Origin of the sequence: Paucisalibacillus algeriensis, from assembly GCF_000577245.1 — a bacterium.
Taxonomy (GTDB): Bacteria; Bacillota; Bacilli; order Bacillales; family Amphibacillaceae; genus Ornithinibacillus.
In genome coordinates this window covers 69,166-88,292 of the sequence record NZ_CBYO010000021.1, presented here as the reverse complement: position 1 = coordinate 88,292, position 19,127 = coordinate 69,166, and the positions used below count along the sequence as shown (strand labels likewise).

General features: G+C 35.1%; 21 protein-coding genes. 16 read left to right on the top strand and 5 right to left on the bottom strand.

The window, feature by feature from the left end; genetic code table 11:
• The first annotated feature begins 44 nt into the window (after positions 1-44).
• Both TY11_RS16005 and TY11_RS20475 read left to right on the top strand, forming a co-directional pair.
• Positions 45-524, top strand: a complete 480-nt coding sequence (locus TY11_RS16005) for a hypothetical protein (RefSeq protein WP_042148468.1) — start codon at positions 45-47, stop codon at positions 522-524.
• A 127-nt stretch (positions 525-651) separates the two neighbouring features.
• Positions 652-822 (top strand): hypothetical protein, encoded by a 171-nt coding sequence (locus TY11_RS20475; RefSeq protein ID WP_155982716.1) that lies wholly within the window; start codon positions 652-654, stop codon positions 820-822.
• A 190-nt stretch (positions 823-1,012) separates the two neighbouring features.
• On the opposite strand, the gene TY11_RS16000 is transcribed toward TY11_RS20475, so the two are convergent.
• The gene (locus TY11_RS16000; protein WP_042148465.1) at positions 1,013-1,594 is read right to left on the bottom strand and encodes an LOG family protein; all 582 of its coding nucleotides are present in this window, start codon (positions 1,592-1,594) and stop codon (positions 1,013-1,015) included.
• A gap of 93 nt (positions 1,595-1,687) precedes the next feature.
• Between TY11_RS16000 and TY11_RS15995 the strand changes: the two genes are divergently transcribed.
• The 9 genes from TY11_RS15995 (at position 1,688) to TY11_RS20690 (ending at position 8,423) form a co-directional block, all read left to right on the top strand.
• Complete coding sequence (locus TY11_RS15995; protein ID WP_042148462.1) at positions 1,688-2,008, top strand: MazG nucleotide pyrophosphohydrolase domain-containing protein; 321 nt, start codon at positions 1,688-1,690, stop codon at positions 2,006-2,008.
• 423 nt (positions 2,009-2,431) lie between these two features.
• The gene (locus TY11_RS15990; RefSeq protein WP_042148459.1) at positions 2,432-2,995 is read left to right on the top strand and encodes a TetR/AcrR family transcriptional regulator; all 564 of its coding nucleotides are present in this window, start codon (positions 2,432-2,434) and stop codon (positions 2,993-2,995) included.
• A gap of 6 nt (positions 2,996-3,001) precedes the next feature.
• Positions 3,002-3,364 carry a DMT family transporter gene (locus TY11_RS15985; RefSeq protein WP_042148457.1) on the top strand — a complete coding sequence of 121 codons (363 nt, stop codon included), beginning with the start codon at positions 3,002-3,004 and terminating at the stop codon, positions 3,362-3,364.
• Positions 3,365-3,446: 82 nt separating this feature from the next.
• Positions 3,447-3,848: a YvaD family protein gene (locus TY11_RS15980; RefSeq protein ID WP_042148452.1), complete on the top strand. Its 402-nt coding sequence runs from the start codon at positions 3,447-3,449 to the stop codon at positions 3,846-3,848.
• 515 nt (positions 3,849-4,363) lie between these two features.
• Positions 4,364-5,413: a serine hydrolase domain-containing protein gene (locus TY11_RS15975; RefSeq protein ID WP_042148449.1), complete on the top strand. Its 1,050-nt coding sequence runs from the start codon at positions 4,364-4,366 to the stop codon at positions 5,411-5,413.
• 116 nt (positions 5,414-5,529) lie between these two features.
• Positions 5,530-5,934 (top strand): hypothetical protein, encoded by a 405-nt coding sequence (locus TY11_RS15970; RefSeq protein WP_231495857.1) that lies wholly within the window; start codon positions 5,530-5,532, stop codon positions 5,932-5,934.
• 445 nt (positions 5,935-6,379) lie between these two features.
• Positions 6,380-6,685 (top strand): hypothetical protein, encoded by a 306-nt coding sequence (locus TY11_RS15965; protein WP_042148446.1) that lies wholly within the window; start codon positions 6,380-6,382, stop codon positions 6,683-6,685.
• A 31-nt stretch (positions 6,686-6,716) separates the two neighbouring features.
• Positions 6,717-7,664: a LacI family DNA-binding transcriptional regulator gene (locus tag TY11_RS15960; protein ID WP_042148442.1), complete on the top strand. Its 948-nt coding sequence runs from the start codon at positions 6,717-6,719 to the stop codon at positions 7,662-7,664.
• Between the two features lie 585 nt (positions 7,665-8,249).
• Complete coding sequence (locus TY11_RS20690) at positions 8,250-8,423, top strand: hypothetical protein (RefSeq protein ID WP_197025105.1); 174 nt, start codon at positions 8,250-8,252, stop codon at positions 8,421-8,423.
• Between the two features lie 236 nt (positions 8,424-8,659).
• Here the strand turns inward: TY11_RS20690 and TY11_RS15955 are convergent, their stop codons facing one another.
• The gene (locus tag TY11_RS15955) at positions 8,660-9,229 is read right to left on the bottom strand and encodes a TetR-like C-terminal domain-containing protein (RefSeq protein ID WP_042148439.1); all 570 of its coding nucleotides are present in this window, start codon (positions 9,227-9,229) and stop codon (positions 8,660-8,662) included.
• Between the two features lie 418 nt (positions 9,230-9,647).
• On the opposite strand from TY11_RS15955, the gene TY11_RS15950 reads away from it, so the two are divergent.
• The 5 genes from TY11_RS15950 (at position 9,648) to map (ending at position 15,967) form a co-directional block, all read left to right on the top strand.
• Entirely contained in the window at positions 9,648-11,705 is a 2,058-nt protein-coding gene (locus TY11_RS15950) for an efflux RND transporter permease subunit (protein WP_042148436.1), read from the top strand.
• Between the two features lie 2 nt (positions 11,706-11,707).
• Entirely contained in the window at positions 11,708-13,525 is a 1,818-nt protein-coding gene (locus TY11_RS15945) for a hypothetical protein (protein ID WP_052345864.1), read from the top strand.
• Positions 13,526-13,737: 212 nt separating this feature from the next.
• Entirely contained in the window at positions 13,738-14,412 is a 675-nt protein-coding gene (locus tag TY11_RS15940; protein WP_042148430.1) for a phosphatase PAP2 family protein, read from the top strand.
• Positions 14,413-14,590: 178 nt separating this feature from the next.
• On the top strand, positions 14,591-14,800 hold the full coding sequence (locus TY11_RS15935) for a hypothetical protein (protein ID WP_042148427.1): 210 nt from the start codon (positions 14,591-14,593) through the stop codon (positions 14,798-14,800).
• 423 nt (positions 14,801-15,223) lie between these two features.
• Positions 15,224-15,967 carry a type I methionyl aminopeptidase gene (map, locus tag TY11_RS15930; RefSeq protein ID WP_042148424.1) on the top strand — a complete coding sequence of 248 codons (744 nt, stop codon included), beginning with the start codon at positions 15,224-15,226 and terminating at the stop codon, positions 15,965-15,967.
• Between the two features lie 231 nt (positions 15,968-16,198).
• On the opposite strand, the gene TY11_RS15925 is transcribed toward map, so the two are convergent.
• From TY11_RS15925 to sat, 3 genes are all read right to left on the bottom strand, one after another.
• Entirely contained in the window at positions 16,199-17,404 is a 1,206-nt protein-coding gene (locus tag TY11_RS15925) for a S8 family peptidase (RefSeq protein ID WP_052345863.1), read from the bottom strand.
• A gap of 95 nt (positions 17,405-17,499) precedes the next feature.
• Positions 17,500-17,904, bottom strand: coding sequence for a hypothetical protein (locus tag TY11_RS15920; protein WP_042148421.1), 405 nt, complete (start codon positions 17,902-17,904; stop codon positions 17,500-17,502).
• 77 nt (positions 17,905-17,981) lie between these two features.
• The gene (gene sat, locus TY11_RS15915) at positions 17,982-19,121 is read right to left on the bottom strand and encodes a sulfate adenylyltransferase (RefSeq protein ID WP_042148418.1); all 1,140 of its coding nucleotides are present in this window, start codon (positions 19,119-19,121) and stop codon (positions 17,982-17,984) included.
• Between the last annotated feature and the right edge of the window lie 6 nt (positions 19,122-19,127).

Genomic DNA, 19,127 nt, shown 5'->3' with positions numbered 1-19,127 from the left:
AGTAATGAGTATTTACTTTAAAATAAGATTAAACCGGGGGTTATATGCGAAAAGTTTATCTAGATAGAACAGAATTAATTGGAGCCATAGGTGTAAATATAGAAGAAACTGAAGTAATACTAGCAGGGACAACAATTTTTCCTATGAGTGCTCAATATAAAAATGAAGAGTATCAAAAATATGCTAGCGATTATGATATTCAATTTATCTTTGACGATGATATTCCACATTTAGAGTTTTTTACGGTTCCACATATAGATATTATGGCAAAAGATAGTAAAGGAGGATTTATCGGAACTGTTTACCAACAGTGTGATTCGGAAAGTGACGCACCAATTTGTTATATCAATAGGGATTTAGAGTGCTTTATAATTTCTGAAAACGAAATAGATTTTCTGAGTAATATAGGAACATGGCAAGACAACATGAAACCCTATAATAAAATTACCGTTTATCGTTCGAAAGCAGAAGCAGAGACTGAACTAGAATTTATCGATTTCTCTGATATTCTTCCATTATTATAAATTCTTCTTGAACTAAACTAGCTAATAGAAGTTCAATTCCTATTGCATTAACGGGTGCGTTAGCACAACAAGGGCAATATCTTTTGTTAAAGGGCTTAATTGTTGAAAAGTGACGAGGTGATAATATATGAAAGTTATTCTTTTAGGAATAGCAATTATACTTTTTGGTATTGCAATTATATCAGTATATAGTTCAACGGGACTTGGATATTCAAGTGGAACAATAATAGGGTTTGGAATTTCTATTTTAGGTTTAATAGTTTCAATAGTGGGTTGCCTTATTAATTATGATAAATAATCCTAATTCAACTAACTGGTACAATAGTTTAAGAAGGTGATTAAAGAGGATTACCTTTTCTTTTGTCAAGATGCTAATAATATTATTAGATTATTATGTAATTATTTAGATAGTGTTATGAAACTAACGGGGCCCAGAATAGTTCAATAAGAAACCATCTAATATATATGATGGTTTCTTTCTAAAATAATTAAGTTTGAGTGGCTTTAATATAGGTTTTTACTGAAGGTGGAGTATAGGATTGAAATTGTTCTATTAAAGACGCAGGCTCAGAATCATTCATTAGCATTGATAGGTATTTCTCTTGAAGAAATTCTTTTCTATTCATATGGCTAAAGAAATTAATCAACAAATCAAAGTAATTATCTATATTTAGTAGGCCACAAGGCTTTTTATGTAAACCTAACTGCCCCCATGTAAAAACTTCAAAAAATTCTTCCATAGTTCCTGGTCCGCCAGGTAATGCTATAAATCCATCAGCAAGATCTGCCATTTTCGCTTTTCTTTCATGCATTGAGTCTACAATGATTAGCTCTGACAAGTTTTTATGAGCTATCTCTCTATTATCTAAAAAACTTGGCATAACCCCAATTACGTATCCACCTTCATTCAGTACTGAATCTGCAACAGCACCCATTATACCAACACTCGCTCCACCGTAAACAAGTGCAATATTTCGGCTTGCGAGTTCTTTACCAAGTTTTTTTGCACCTTCTATATATATATCAGATGCCCCGTTACTCGAACCACAAAATACTGCTAACTTTTTCAAATTATCGCCTCCTAGAAAGTCACACTATTAAAGATTATACAAAACTTTCATTTTTTTGTTAAACTTAAGTATTGAATTGGAGGTCAGATGAGTATGAATGTAACTGAATTTCAGCAATGGATAAAGGAATATTATGAAGGTAGGGGCTGGTCTGAGCTAGACATATTTATTCGTATTGGCTTTCTTGCTGAAGAAACAGGCGAGGTTGCACGAGCTATAAGAGCTCTAGAGATTGGTAGAGATAGGCCAGATGAAATTAGAGGTTCGTATGAGGAACAAAAACAGGATTTAACCGAAGAGTTAGGTGATGTACTAGGTAATTTAATCGTAATTGCCAACAAGTATAATATCCAACTAGAAGAAGTGTTTCAGTCGCACAAAAAGAAACTATCAAATCGTTATTCTAATGTTTAGCAAATAAGCATTTTTCAACTTTAAGGTGGGTCTTTTGGGTTGGCTGGAAGAATAGAAGCTTAATCCAAGAAGGATTAAGCTCTAAGAAAAAGAGTGGGAATCTTAACACTAGGTAGGTGTTTTCCTTTAATAGATTAATTAACTATCAAGGCAGCATTTCTAAAAATAAATGAATTATGCGGGTACTTCAACTAGCTGGAACAATTTAGTATAAGAAGGATTTAATGTTGCGGAACTAAATGCATATAAAAAGGGTTAGTTTCTAAACAATGTATAGAAACTAACCCTTTTTATTCCTTTGGAGATAAATTATCATGTGTTTATTAATAAAAAATTGACAGTTTAGTAAATTCAATATATCATTAATAGGAAAATGTGGAAAAAATATCATTTTTTTTATTTTCCTATACTGAGGTGAAGGTATTGAAAGAAAAAATATTAGACAGATCACGGAGAGAATTTGAAAGAAAAGGATTTCGGTTTACTATGGGGGAGTTAGCAAGACGACTCGGCGTAAGTACCAAAACGCTATATGAGTACTATCCTTCAAAGGATGAACTAATTAGTGATATTTTAAATCAAGCAATCTACGAATTAAAGGTAAAAGAAAAAGAAATTCTAGGTGACCCATCTTTAGATAATTTAGAAAAACTTAAAAAATGTCTCATTCTGATTCCTGCTAATTTTCAATTTACTCAACTAAGTCATCTAGAGGAACTTCAACGATATTATCCTAAACAATGGGAAATTCTTGATGAATTTATTAATGAGCAATGGGAAGGTATCATTTCTTTAATCAATGAGGGAATATCAACTGGGAAAATTCGACCCTTTAACTCGATAATTTTTATTGATATTTATATCGGTGGACTTTATCGCTTGTTGGATCATTCATTTCCAAAAGAAAATAATACTACCCTTTTAGAAACATTGAAGGAAATGGTTGATATCCTTTTGCAAGGAATACTTAAACAGGAAGAAGGTTGATGAAAAATGCATTGGCTTCTACTTTTTCTGGCAATATTAGCCGAGGTTGGCGGTACGATATCTATGAAATTATCTTCTGGATTTAGTAAAGTTGGCCCTTCTATCATGCTTCTCGTATTCTATCTGTTAAGCTTGTCCCTCCTGAATTTCGCTTTAAAAGGTATTGAAGTTAGTGTAGCCTATGCCATTTGGTCTGGAGTAGGGACGGCCTTAGTCGTAATCATAGGGATTTTCTTCTTTTCTGATAACCTTTCAGTTGTTAGAGTAATTTCTATTATATTAATCATTCTCGGCGTTATTGGACTTAATCTTGGAGAACAACAACAGTATAGTAATAATACTTTAAGTGAACAAAGAGATATGGTTTAAAAATGGGAAAGTTACGCCATAACAGCGCTTGAAAGATTAATATTCTATAATATTTGTTTCACGATTAGTTGGAGGCTGTGGTATGAGTAAATCTTTAAGAGTTTTTTTTCTACTAACAGATATTGGTTTTATTATTTATTGGGTAGTAACTTTATTAGAATTAATCCCAAAAGAATATCTATATCAAGATTATCAAAATGAATTATTAGTAATCTGGAATTGGTCTTTTTTCCCACTTGATATTTTGATTTCTGTAACTGGTCTTATAAGTCTCTATCTACATAGAGAAAAAAACATGAAATGGAAATCCTTTGCGTTATTATCACTTACATTAACTTTTTGTTCTGGATTACAGGCTATTGTTTTTTGGATTATAAAGCTTGACTTTGACCTTATGTGGTGGATACCGAATCTCTATTTGTTAATTTATCCATTGTTTTATATTCCATCTTTGCTTTACTTGAATCGTGGTACATCACACTAACGACTTTTTGCAAGTAGAAGAATTAGAAAATTAGATAATCTCTTCACCCTCTGTTCTCAAATAGGAACGGAGGTATTTTTATAAAGGTACCTTATTGTGATTTATTATCTTACGCCTCTTTGGAGTGAATTGTTGAGGAACGCTATTAATTGAATATTTATGTTAAAATAGATACGGTATTTAGAATATTAGGTATTTCAACTAACGATGCGGGTAGTGTAAAAAGAAAGTGAATTTATAAAAAAGATTTCTGGAAGGTAGAATGGATTGTCAAATATAAGTGAAAGTACATTTGAGTATTTAGATTCTTAACTTACCTTTTGAGAAACCATCATATATAAAAAGAGTTATTCAGTGATCATTTAGAATAACCTTATGATGTTTATGGAATGGATTAAATGAAGCAGAGATGTTCATAGAGAAATTAAGCTAATTGTACTTGACTCTTCTTCAACAATCGAGTGCTATAGTTTAATAGGTAGATATAAACAAGTCATTTAAATGTGAGGGGTATAATGAATCCATTAATAAATTATGAACAAGAAATTGTCATTCAACTTAATAATTATGTTAAAGATTTAGCTGAGAAGGATAGATTTTCAGGTGCCGTATTATTAGCTGACAAAGAAAATATACTATATAATCAAGCATTTGGGCTTGCAAATAAAGAACAGGGAATCTTAAATTCCGCTAATACGAAATTTGATTTAGCTTCAATGAATAAGATGTTTACAAGTGTAGCTATAGCAATTTTAGAAGAAGAAAAGAAATTGTCGTTTCATGATTCAGTTAGTCAGTATATCCCTGACTTCCCTTATAGTAAGGTTACAATTCACCACTTATTAACTCATTCTTCAGGTGTAGGAGATTTTTTTAATACAAAGTTTTTAGAAAAGAGAGCCAGCCTAAAAAAGGTATCGGACTACCTTCCATTATTTGTAGAAGATAGACTACAATTTGAACCGGGAACTCGCTTTCAGTATAGTAATGGAGGTTATATTTTATTAGGATTGATTATAGAAAATCTTACAAATCTAAGTTACTTTGAATATATAAAAAGACACATATTTCATCCATTGGGTATGAATGATACTGATACCTGCGTAACAGATGGCGATGTCCAATTAGCTATTGGATATACTAACTTTCAATTTGATGGTTCGTTTCAAGAAGAAAAGACAGATAATCTATCAATACGTTCAAATGGATCACCAGCAGGTGGTGGCTATTCAACTGTAAAAGATTTGTGGCGATTTTCTAAAGGATTATTAGAAAATCGACTAATGAGCGTTAAACAGACAAACAAAATCATAACACAAAAAGAAAAAATATATTCTGACGAAATTTCAACTTTAGGATATGGGTATGGATTTTTTGTTGAGAGAATTAACTACCAGCAAATTATTGGACATGATGGAGGATTCCCTGGTGTGAGTAATCGATTAGATATATACCCAGATAATGGGTACATATTCATCGCTCTTTCTAATGATGATGGAGGCGGTGCTACATTAACTCGAGAAGTAAGAAAACTATTAACTAAACATAACTCTAATAATAATTAACATTTCTTGTTCAACAAAATGGTGCTTTCCTCAAAGAAGGAGAAACACCTTTTTGTGTAGAGATTATTAATGGGTCATTTTAAAAAAAATAAGATTTTAAAAGAGGGGATGGTAATATGAGCAAAAACACACGAGTTGCTATATCGATAATCCTTTTCATTCCATTGGCTTTTCTAATCATCAATTGGTTAAGAAATCTATTAGAACCGAGTAGCTTTACACTGGATGCTAAGATTTATTTAGGTTATTTAATTACTTTGTTAAGCGTTGCCATAGCTTATTTACTCAGTGTGGGCAAGGTTAAAAAAAGAAAATACCAGATATGGGGTGTTGCTATTATGTTAGTAATTTCCGCACCCTTGGCTTACTCCATTGGATTGAATTATGCGATTTATGAGGGAAGTGGTTTTGCAGCATTGCTTATGTTATATGTATTTCCATTTTTATTCCTCACAGGGCTTATTCTTTTGCTGATCGGTATTTTTAAAAAGGATAAAGGAAGAACAACTCAAGATATGTAAAAGAGTACAATAAAGGATCATCAGAAGTGATGATCTTAATTTTTTTTACTGTAGATTTTGAAGTTTTGATAATGTTTTCTATAAAGATATGGGACTAACAGGAAGGATTAAATAAGCAGAATGGTTTTATGATCATTATCTTGACCACGTTGTATATGGGATATTGGGAAATGAATAGAATAAAAATAGTTAATCGCTTTTTACAGCTAAGAAAATGTACCAACGTTGACATACTATTTACCACTGACTGATATAAAATGTATCAGTAATTGACAGGTGATTACCCCCTTGCAAAGTTAGTTTATGAATAGATATCATCATTTTTACTCAAAAGTTTAATCTTCTAACATTGAGAAATTTAGTTTGATTTTTTCTCTTGACTTGAAATGCATTTCATAAATTAGATTGAAAATAAGCTAATTTTTCAACGAAAGGGAGAGGAAAGATGAACAAAAAAATGATCCTTCAGCAAGATGAATATGTACTAACTACCCTTACAGGGTTATTGGAAATTTTTGATGGAATGCAAAATATATACTTTGGAGAATTGTTTTTAACGAATAAAAGATTATATTTAGTAAGTAATAAACTAATAAATATCGAAAAATCTTTCTGGTTTGAAGAAGAAATGATAGATATTGAACATTCTACACTTGTTGTAGGGGAACACAGGATTACGGTAAGGTGGGCATATGATGGAAATCCCCATAACTTAATAAGAGAATTTCAGATATTGAATGTTAATGTGTAGGTTTCCTTGAATACCTATATGGAGGTATGTGATGACAAATATTAACGATATTGCAAAAATGGCAGGTGTATCCGTCTCCACTGTTTCTAGGGTGCTTAACAATTATAAGTATATTGCTAAAGATAAAAGGGAGTCTGTTCTTAAAGTAATTCAAGAAATGAACTACACTCCCAATAAAAATGCGATTGATTTAGTACGAGGAGAAACAAGAACAATAGGCGTTATTCTCCCATATAACAACAATCCTGCATTTGATCAATTATTAAATGGTATTTTGAACAAGGCATTAGAGAATGATTTTTCAATTACGGTGCTTCCTTCAAATTATAGTAAAGAAAAGGAAGTAGAGTATTTACAAAAATTAAAAAGCAAGCTGTATGATGGCATCATTATCGCTTCAAGGGCAAATGATTGGGAAACGATCATTCCGTATAGTGATTATGGTTCAATCGTATCTTGTGAATATACGAATCACAAGGAGATTGGATGTTCTTACATGGACCGTTATTCTTCATATCTAGATGCTTTTCGATTTTTAAAAAACAAAGGGCATCAAGTGGTTGCTTTCACAACAGCTAGGCTAGAAAGCAATAGCACAAAGCAAATGATTGGTGCTTATAATGAAATCTTTGGTGAACTTCAACCTGAATATCATATTACAGGTTGTTCCTGCTTAGAAGACGGATACGAGGTAGCTGGGCAATTCCTGCTTTTACCGGAAAGACCAACCGCTATCTATGCGAATGGAGATGAGGTTGCTGGTGGTATTTATTTATATGCTAAGTCTCAACAATTGAAAATCCCTACCGATTTGGCAATCATTGGTCAAGAAAATCAACCAATAGGTGTCGGTATGGGGATTTCTACAGTGGATCACCAGTTAATGAAAGTCGGCGAACAAGCCTGTAGTCTTGCGATAAAGAAATCAAGAGAAAAAGTAAAAATACCTTATCACATTGTAGAAAGAGATTCTGTTTAGCGATATTGTCGGTGGAAGGCGATTTATAAAACAACCTATGAATAATCTCATCCTCGCGATGGGGATCTATGCAGTGTTTTAGATTAATGATAAATGGATAAGAAAAAATTGAGGAATTAAAGAAATATAACGTTATGGAGGAAGATATAAATTTTCTCAATATAAAGAGTGTATAAAAGGAAGAAGAGTATTAAAATATCAAAACAAAGTTGGAATAGTATGGTAGAACATTCTCGATGCATCTTTATCGTATTCACATCAATTCTTTAAAAAATTTTTGCATTTATTTAGATAAGGATTCATGGTAATTATATCTTAAGCAAACGATTCATCAAGATGAAGGCTTCCTTCTACAATAAGTAATAAAGATTGTAAAATACTGCACCTAAAATAAAAGGGTTCTTTAGTAAAAGTAGCAAAAAGCGGTTTCTATAACTGAACATGAGGAGGTGTTGAAGCTGACATCCGATCTAGCATTTATAGAATTAGAGTATGTGCACCATAAACCTTGAACAAATAAAGATAGCTATAAGTAACAAAAATTAATATAATAAAGGAATAACGAACAAAAAGGAGAAAAAGACCATGTCCGAGAAAAAGAAGCTTAGTACCAGAGAAATTGTACAACAGCAGTTGGAACGGAAAAAAGAGGCGCAAGCAAACAATACAAACACCATGCGTGGCAATGGATCAGCAAAGCATATGAAAAGCCAACTCGCGAAGAAACCAAGTATGACCCGCCGTAAAATGGGTAGTTAATAATTGATTTAAAAAGGTATTTTTTATATTATAGCGGGTTCGATGGAGAGAAAACTTTAGATTGTAGACTAATAGAGACATCAATTCACATATGAATTGATGTCTCTATTAGTGTTGTTAATTAATAATTTTATGACTTTAATGGACTGATTAAAAAAACATAAATTTGCATACAAATTGGAGACACCAATAAATTTATGCGTTTTGTTGATTCTTATGCTCAAATCTTATTTATCTTATCGGATGCTATACATGTCTTTATTAACCAGATTATTAATTAGCGTTGCCATTTCCTTTGGAGATTGTGTCATCCCATTCTCCATCCACATTTTGATTACTTGAACACTGCCACTGACAATAAAGGAGCTTATATATGCTAACTTTTCTTTGTCAAATTCGTATATTTCCATCCAACTCTTCATAATAAACCCTTGGGCAACATCCATGACTTTTCTGTGGAAAGAAGAATCACCACTTTCGTTCAATAGTGTCTGGCATTCCTCATGCTTTGTAGCAAAATAGGTCAATACTCGTTCCACCATATGAATTGCTTCATCTTCTTCTTGTACATTTAACTCACTCAAATATCGCTTCAAATCGTCAATTAGCTCGTCTTCAATTTGCGTGAGTAAGGCATATTGGTCTGTGTAATGGGCATAAAAGGTAGAACGATTCACATCGGCAATCTCACATATTTCTTTAACCGTAATCGAAGAAAGCGGCTTTTCTTTCAATAACTTCAACAAACTATCCTTCAGCACCATTCGTGTATATTTCTTTCGTCTGTCTATTTTATCGGAAGTCATGGCAAATTCCTCCTGCAATCTTAGTAACCCAACATGGTTGTAAAATGTGTTGGGAAACGTACTTATTTTACAAAACTGTTTGTTGTAAAAACAACACCGTGTTTTATATAATAATATAGTGGATTTTTTGTTTAGGCAAGAATGTCTAGCTCCAGGCGCCAGCGACTAGCGAGACTTCCCTCACCTCCGTACGATAAAGAAGGCTTGCCGAATGGATACATGAAGCTTAGTCCACTTATACCCTTGTGGTGAAAGTCAACATCGACTTAGAAGTTAGAGGAAACTCGACTAAAGGCCTTTGAGGCCAACGTCGACATACCCCGTAGAAGTGAGCATGTTTCCTTTATCTCCTACGACTCAGTCTAGTCCGTACGTCGCAAAACAGGCGCCTTACGCTGTTCTTTAGAAAGGGTGAATGATGATAGATATTGCAGCACAGATCATAAAACATAAAAAGCCCATCGTGATTTCCTTTATTCTAGTTACATTAATCAGTGTCATTGCGCAATTTGGCGTCTCTGTTAATTACAATATGGTTGATTATTTACCAGAGGATGCTCCATCGACAACAGCAATGGAACTGATGGAACAGGAATTTGATGGCTCTGTTCCGAATACTAGAGTCATGATAAACGATGTGACGATACAAGAAGCACTCAGCTTTAAAGATAAATTGGATTCAATTCCCGGTGTTTCTAATGTTACCTGGTTAGATGATGCCATCGATATAAAAACACCTATTGAAATGGCAGATAAGGACACAGTTGAATCGTATTATAAAGATAATAGTGCTTTATTTACCTTCAGCATTGCTTCTGGGGAAGAAGTAAAGGCAACAGATGCCATTTATGAGTTGATTGGTGAAGATGGTGCCATCTCTGGGGAAGCACTGAATACCGCTACCCAACAAAATATGGCTGTAACGGAAACAATGTATGCGGCAGCATTATTAGTACCGATTATCATCCTGATTTTAATTCTATCTACCAATTCTTGGATTGAACCGGTATTCTTTTTAACTGCAATAGGTGTATCGGTCCTCATTAACCTTGGAACTAATATATTTCTCGGAGAAGTTTCCTTTGTAACCCAATCAGTTGCACCGATTTTACAGCTTGCAGTTTCATTAGACTATGCGATATTTCTCTTGCATAGCTTCTCCGATTACCGACAAAAAGTGGCTGACCCTAAAGAAGCAATGCGACTGGCGATGAAGCGGTCCTTCCCAGCAATTATTGCCAGTGCATCAACTACCTTCTTTGGATTTATCGCTTTATCGTTTATGGAATTTGAGATTGGTTCGGATTTAGGGCTAAATCTAGTAAAAGGAATAGTCTTAAGCTTTATCAGTGTTATGGTCTTTCTACCAGCACTGACACTAATGTTTTACAAATGGATTGATAAAACACAGCATAAACCATTACTTCCTGCGTTTAAAAATATTGGGAAGCGGGTTGTAAAGGTTAAAATACCAGCGCTACTGTTCGTATTGATTCTTATTGTTCCGGCATTTTTAGCACAAGGACAAACCAACTTTATCTATGGTATTGGTGAGCAACCGGAATCAACACGTGCCGGTAGTGATATTGTAAAAATTGAAGAAGTATTTGGAAAGAGTACTCAAATGGTATTACTTGTACCAAAAGGGGACCTAGGAAAAGAAGAGAATTTAGTTCAAGAATTAGAGGGTCTTAAGCCCGTAAAGAGTGTTCTCTCTTACGTCAACACAGTCGGCGCCGCCATTCCTCCAGAGTATGTAGATGCGTCCGTAACGGAGCAGTTTTATTCAGACAATTATAGTCGAATCATTCTGCAAACGAATACGGAAGCAGAGGGTGATGTGGCTTTTGGTTTTATTGAAGAAGTTCAAGAAATTGCAGAAGGATATTATGGTGATGAGGTCTACTCACTTGGAGAAGCCGTAACATTGTATGATATTAAGAATGTCGTTCAAAAGGATAATTCGATTGTTAATGTACTAACAGTTGTTACAATTGCCTTCGTCCTATTGATTACCTTTAAATCAATCACGTTCCCGCTCGTTCTGCTTCTTACAATCCAGTCAGCCGTATGGATTAACTTATCGGTTCCATACTTTACAAATTCCTCCTTGGTGTTTGTAGGCTATTTAATTGTCAGTACGGTACAGCTTGCAGCAACGGTGGACTATGCGATTCTGTTGACCGAAGCATATAAAGAAAACCGAAAAGAAATGCCTGCTTTAAAAGCAATCATGGTAACACTTGATGAGAAGATATTTTCGATTGCTATTTCGGCTTCTATTTTATCAAGTGTTGGTTTTATTCTTTGGATTACTTCCTCGAATCCAATCGTATCATCCATCGGATTATTACTTGGAAGAGGAGCGTTATTGGCATTTATTATGGTCGTATTCTTATTACCAGCTATGCTAGTAGTATTTGATAAGATCATCGATAAAACAACATGGAAAGCAAATTACTATAAGGAGAAATGATGATGAGGAGTATGAAAAAGATACTATTTGTATTAATGGCTGTTATCCTTGTGTTGCCGTCATTTCTTGTAACTGCTAATACAAATGACAGCAACTCAGAGAACGATAAAGTTCAAGGTGACGGTAAAATTGCTTCTAAGGATGAAGTCGTATATGCAACATTAGATGCAAGTGGGGAAAAACAAGAAATTTATGTCGTGAATTCATTTGATATTACTAAAGCTGGAACAGTTACCGATTATGGCACCTATTCCAACTTGAAGAACCTAACCGACTTAGATGAACTAGAACAAACAGACAATGAGGTTCAATTCACTGCATCGGAGGGCAAATTTTATTATCAAGGAAATATCAATGAAGCATCACTTCCTTGGGAGGTTTCTGTTTCCTATTTCTTAGATGGAACGAAAATTTCTCCAGAGGAACTAGCTGGAAAAGATGGTCACGTACAAATACGTATGGAGACTTCTGCCAATGAGCAGGCTAACCCAGTGTTTATTGAAAATTATTTATTGCAAATTTCCCTAGCCCTTAATTCAGAAGTTTTTAGCAACATCAAAGCAGAAGACGGAATGATTGCGAACGCTGGAAAGAATAAGCAAGTAACGTATACGGTCATGCCGAAAGATGCAGCGGAACTAGTATTAGAAGCGGATGTTGTTGGCTTTGAATTAGATGGCATTAACTTCACTGGAATTCCATCATCCATGCCTATTGAGGCACCGGATATGGACGAAATGACTGGTGATATTACCACATTATCGGATGCGATTGCGGAAATAAATGATGGTGTCGGAGAATTAAATAATGGGGTTTCTGAATTAAATAACGGTGTTACGGAATTAGTAAACGGGTCGAAGCAATATCAAAATGGCATCGTAGCACTTGATGAGTCTTCTGGTGAACTGATTAGTGGTTCAAAAGAAATAAATAAAGCATTGGAAATGTTGAATAACTCCCTTAACAATACAGAGGGACCGGGTTTAAATGGTATACAGGATTTAATGGGAGGACTTACGCAGTTATCTGCTGGTCTTCGTGAAACAGCTTCCGGATTGGAAATACTTAAGCAGAACTACGAAGATCTTTACCTTCAATTAGATAACGCGATGAAAGCAATCCCGGCGTATGACATTACCGATAAAGAAATCAATGAATTAAAAGCAAGTGATGCAAATCCAGAAGTTGTTCAGAAACTAGTTGAAACCTATAAAGCAGCAAAAACTGCAAAAGGAACCTATGCAACGGTTGGACCAGGCTATAAGACACTAAATGAACAGCTTGTACCTGTGATTGAATCACTAAGAGATATGGCTAATAATGTAGATAGAATGGCTGATGAGCTTTCTTCTTCTTTAGAAGAAAATGATATGGACGGCATAGTAGCATTGCAAGAAGGAATTGCAGAAATGGCAGCTAGCTATAAAGTATTCCATTCTGGTTTAGTAGGATATACAGATGGCGTGAGCACTTTGTCTGACTCTTATCAAGAACTTCACAATGGAATAACGGAATTGTCTGGAGGAACGAGTGAGCTCGAGAATGGTGTAAGCGAACTTCATGACGGAACAACTAAGCTACATGAGTCAACTAGTAATCTACCAGAACAAATGACAGAAGAAATTGATGGAATGCTAGGAGAGTATGATAAATCAGATTTCGAAGCCGTATCATTTGTTTCCAATAAAAATGAAAAGGTAAATTCCGTACAGTTTGTCTTTAAAACAAAAAGCATTCAGTATGAAGTGCCAGAAACTGTCGAAAAGCCTGTGGAAGAAGAAAAAGGATTCTGGGATCTATTTTTGGATCTATTTAGATAAAAGGTAATCGAGGTATCAGTCCTAGTGGATTGGTACCTTTTTATGTTTGAATGTTATGCACATACTTGCAGTTTCAATTTCGATAAAGATAAAAGTGAAACTTTATTAAAAACAAAAGAGTATTAAAGTAATAAGGTACAGTACGTTATCCTCATAAAAAATGAGTGGAAGGAATACAAAAGAAAGAAAGATAAACAAAAGAAGGGGGAGAAGTGAGTCAGGTGACATATAAGCGACTTTGCATAATCGCCTTTTTATTTTCGTTATGTTGTGTTTTACTGATACAACAAGATGTTATAAAAAGGATAGATTTCCTATTCAACCAATGGTCCTATTCATTCTCTAACCCAATGACAGATGTTTTCTGGAGAATGTTTACAATACTTGGTGATACAGAAACCCTAGCTATTTCATCCATATTGATGATAGCATTTCTATTATGGAAAAAGAAAATCCAAGAAATTATACTATATATACTGATGATGTCTTCTGGAATTATTATTACGTTTTGCTTAAAGATTATCATTCAAAAGGACCGTCCCGGAGATGTGGAGTATATCGATTTCTGGGGTTTTGGTAGGGATATTATTTCCTTTAGCTTCCCAAGTGGGCATGCGGTGAAAAGTTTATTGCTCTTTGGTTTTATAATTTGGTTGATACGGAAATCCTATCCTAAGAACCAATACACCATTACCTTAACAATACTACTCCTAATAGGAATTGTATTGTGTGGTTTCGGCCAAATTTTTCTACATGAGCATTATCTAAGCGATGTCATTGGCGGATATTTAGTTGGAATTACCATTCATTCATTTTCATTATGGATGTACTATTGGTGGAAAGATAGACGAAAGCAATCTACTTTGCCTTATAGGATTGCTAAGTAAGGATGGGGGCATGTTATTACCTACCAGCAGTTAGTTGAATAAGATACCTTCCATTTGTTTAATTGTGTACCAGCTCATGTTATAATTAGGAACTTAAGGTAATAAAGACATTTACTTTTTATAGAACGGATGCCAAAAAAAGCCTCCGCCTATCGATAAATTATGGAGGTGTAAGAGAATGAATAAACGATGGACAATTGGTAAAATTAAAGAATTTGTGGAGAGCAATTCGGATAGTAAGTTGCTAACGACAGAATATCACGGTTTTTCTCAAAAGTTACTATTTAAATGTGCATGTGGCAGTAACTTTGAAAAAACATTTACGAAATTTAAAAATAACAACCAACGTAAGTGTGAAGTGTGTCAACCTCCAAAAGCATCACGCTAAACATATAGTGAATAAGCGAAGTGCCGATTTCCGTTAAAAAGAAATTGGCACTTTTACTATGCTAGAATATAATATGGAAAGATAATAGAAGACTGTTTTCTATAAGATTATTGTTTCTCATACAATTGATCAAAACTATGCGGTAATTTACATTTCTGTTAGCGTATCATACCCGCTTCTGAAATACACTCCGCTTTCACTTCCAGCACAGGGGCGACATCTGCTCGAAAAGACCTCGCAGTGCGTAAGCGCGAGGAGGCTCACCAGCCGCCCACGGAAAGCGGAGTATTCTGCCGGAGCGGTAGTTTTGAGCTTCACTAATATTTAAATGGTTACCGCACTGTATCTATCAATGCAGAAGATAAAAAAACAAACTTTATGAAAACAGCATAATAGAAAATACATTAAAAGTGAGGAACTACGATGATTGTAAAGACTGAAGAGGATTTTAATGGATTGAAAGAAATTGGTAAAATTTGTGGAGCAATTCGGGATGAATTAGTTCAATGTACTAAACCAGGTATTACTACAAAAGAACTCGATGAAATTGCTGCCAAGATGTTTGAAAAGGCAGGAGCTCAATCTGCCCCAAAAGGAGAATATGATTTTCCAGGGATTACGTGTATTAGTGTGAATGAAGAAGTAGCACACGGCATTCCAGGGGGACGAACTATTCATGAAGGGGATCTAGTCAATATTGATGTTTCAGGTTCTAAAAACGGTTATTTCGCAGATACAGGAATTTCCTTCGTTGTTGGGAAGGGAGAGGAAATTTTGCAGAAAATATGTGACGTTGCTAAAGAAGCATTTGACGCAGGATTAGAGAAGGTAAAACCAGGTTCGAAAACAAGTGCTCTTGGGAAAGCTGTACAAAATGTTGCGAAAAAGCATGGCTTAACAGTCATTAAGAATCTTACTGGCCACGGTGTTGGGCGAGCTATTCATGAAGCGCCAGATCATATTTTCAATTACTTCTCTCGATGGGATGACGAAATCTTAGAAGAAGGTATGGTCATTGCTTTTGAGCCTTTTATCTCTACATTGGAAGAGGAGGTATTTCTATCTGAAGTAGATGGATGGACCTATCTAACCGATGAAAGTTTTGTCGCTCAATATGAACATACAATTATTGTTACGAAGGAAGGACCGATTATTACTACAGTGTAAGAGCATTAATATCACAACAGGTCAAGATTGTTTCATAGGAATCTCTGTTTTTGTTTGGTCTTACATATGTATGTATCTTTTCTTGAACGATTAGTAAAAACAATCCGTAAATAGAAAAAGCAAAGGAACTCGTAGATCCTTCGCTTTTTTTTTTGTATACAATTAATCTTCTCGCTTTGGACCAAATGATCTAAACCTTGTTATCGTATTACAATTATAAGTCTAATCTACTTAATGGTAATTCCTAGTCATGTTAAACAACGATGTTACTAATGAATAGCCTGTAAACTGAGGGGTTAGGAATTTGCTAGATTCCATGAGACGGACTTTAACTGTATCTGGTGTATAAGGAGGTGAGGCTTGTAGTAATAGCGCTACAATTCCAGAAACCATTCCAGTGGCCATTGATGTTCCTGTTAGAGTGAAATAGTGGGGGCCTACTCTATTTTGTGGATGCTGAAAGGCAATTGTAGAGTTTGGCGATAGCAAGGATGTAATGTTTGTCCCAGGCACGGCAATATCAGGCTTAATGAACCCATCTACTGTCGGTTTGCTACTTGTGTATTCACCGGGAGTATCATCTTGTATATTGAATGTATTTCTATCGTTTGTAGCGCCAACTGTTAGGATAATGGGATCATATCCGGGAGTGTCAATCGTTCCTAGGGGGCCCGAATTTCCTGCAGCTGCTACTACAACAATACCTGCACGCCATGCTTTCTCGCATGCAATGGCAAGAGGGTCATTGACATAGGAAGTTGTTGGGGTTGCACCAAGCGAAAGATTTATAATCCGAATTCCGAGCCTAGAACGATTTTCTATTGACCAATTGATTCCTGCAATTACATTGGATAACAGACCATTACCTTGACTATCTAGAACCTTCACTCCAACAACATTCGCATCTGGTGCAACTCCACTGTAATTTCCGCCTGATGCGGAGCCATTTCCAGCAATAGCTCCTGCAACATGGGTTCCATGTCCATTATCATCATAGGGGGCAGTTCGGCTATTGATAAAATCCTGAAATCCAACAATTCGGTTTGATGGATATGTTAAATCATAGTGTGGAAAGATTCCTGTATCAATTACTGAAACTGTAATTCCATTTCCTGTAAGACCATGGGAATTATTTGCATATTTTGAACCAATTGTCGCTGTTGCCACATTGAGATTGGAACGAACTGTATAATCAGGACAAATATATTTCACATCATTATGTTCCATAAGGTGACGAATGGTTTTCGAGCAGAATCTGCCAGTTATCTGCTTTAACTCTTTTAAATGATAAGTGGGTTCATCTGTAGTTTGTAACGGACATAGTTCCGAAACATGGGTAGCCTTACACCTATTGTCTAAGACAATTACAACTCCTAATTGCTCATAATCATCCATATTATCTAACACGTTAGTCATAACCAGTTCAGTCTTTTTCATCTATTTAAATCCTCCTTTTTAAAAACTTGAGTAAATTTTATTGGATAGAAAAATAGGAAGACAGCAAGGAGTAACCACATGCTGTCTTTATTTTATTAAAACGTATAGGATTCTCCTGAAAATATAACTGGCCCAGTTACTACTGCATCTGCAAGTAGCCCTTCTACGGCAACTGTGACGGAATATCCATGGTACCCAGGAGGTGCATTAGTATCTACAGCATTGAAAGATACATTTTGGATTTGGTTCAGTGTAGCAATCACTTGTTCTCTAATAGTTGCAATAACTTCTGAATTATTACGGACCACTTGAAATACTAATGTAGGATTCAGTATTGTTGCCTGAACACCGATAGTTGCATTTAGGAATACTCTATTAGGACTGTTCGGTACATTTATACCGAAAGCGGCAAGCCTAACAGGTGTATCAGTTACATTGACCTCAAAAGGTGCATTACCATTTGAAGGCACACTAGAACCGACAGAAACCAAATTAGCCATTTTTCCACCCCCTTCCAATTAATAATTAGTTCGAATAAAAACAAGGTATCGATCCCACTTTTTGAATTAAGTTCTCACTAATATTGATTTAATTCTGAACGTAACAATTCGACTACTTCCGGCCGACTAAATTGAGGCGGGGGCAAAGTACCATTTCGCAGCATTTCCCTAACCTTTGTACCGGAAAGATGCAAATGAAATTTTGCAGGATGGGGACAAGTCTTAGCAGTGGCCATGTTATCACAGACTTTGCAATAAAAACTATGTTCAAAAGGTAAAATTTTAATTTCAATTTCGTTTGGATGAAAATTAGTAAAGATCTGCTGTGCATCATAGGTGCCATAATAATTACCGACTCCTGCATGGTCCCGACCGACTATGAAATGGGAGCAACCGTAATTTTGCCGGACGAGAGCATGGAAAACAGCTTCTCTTGGCCCTGCATAACGCATCGCAGCAGGAAATACTGATAGAAATACACGGTCTTTCGGATAATATTTTTTTAATAAAATTTTATAACTGTTCATTCTAATGACTGCAGGAATATCATCAGACTTTGTTTCTCCTACTAAAGGATTGATGAATAATCCATCGACGGTTTCTAAAGCAGTTTTCTGTATATATTCATGAGCTCGGTGGATGGGGTTTCTTGTCTGAAATCCTACCACCGTTTTCCAATTATTATGATGAAATGTATTTCTTGTTTCTAGTGGGGTTTTATAGTCATGACTAAATTCAGGGATATTCGGTGGAGTTTTTACTAGTGTAATAGGGCCGGCTAAATAAATATTTGGACGGTCCATAAGTTTTCTAACACCTGGATGATTGGAATCTGTTGTTAAGTAAACAGCTTTAGCTTCTAAATCCTTATCGACTTTATAAATTTCTTCGAGCTGTATTATTCCATAAATTTCATCCTGACACTTTAGTTTAATTGTTTCACCTATTTTTAGCGTGTCTGCGATAACTTCCGGTACAGGAAGTGTAATGGGAATGGTCCAAACCACTCCATTCGCTAACCTCATTCTATCTAGCACAGATAGATAATCCTTTTCTCTCATAAATCCGTTTAATGGGCTATACGTACCATTAGAAATTAATTCTAAGTCGGAGAGAGCCATCGCATCTATTTCAACCTCTTTATCAACATCTTTCATATTAAAATTAAAATCAACTCTGTTTACGAGTAATCCACCATGAGGTTTAATGAGTGTCAAATCGAA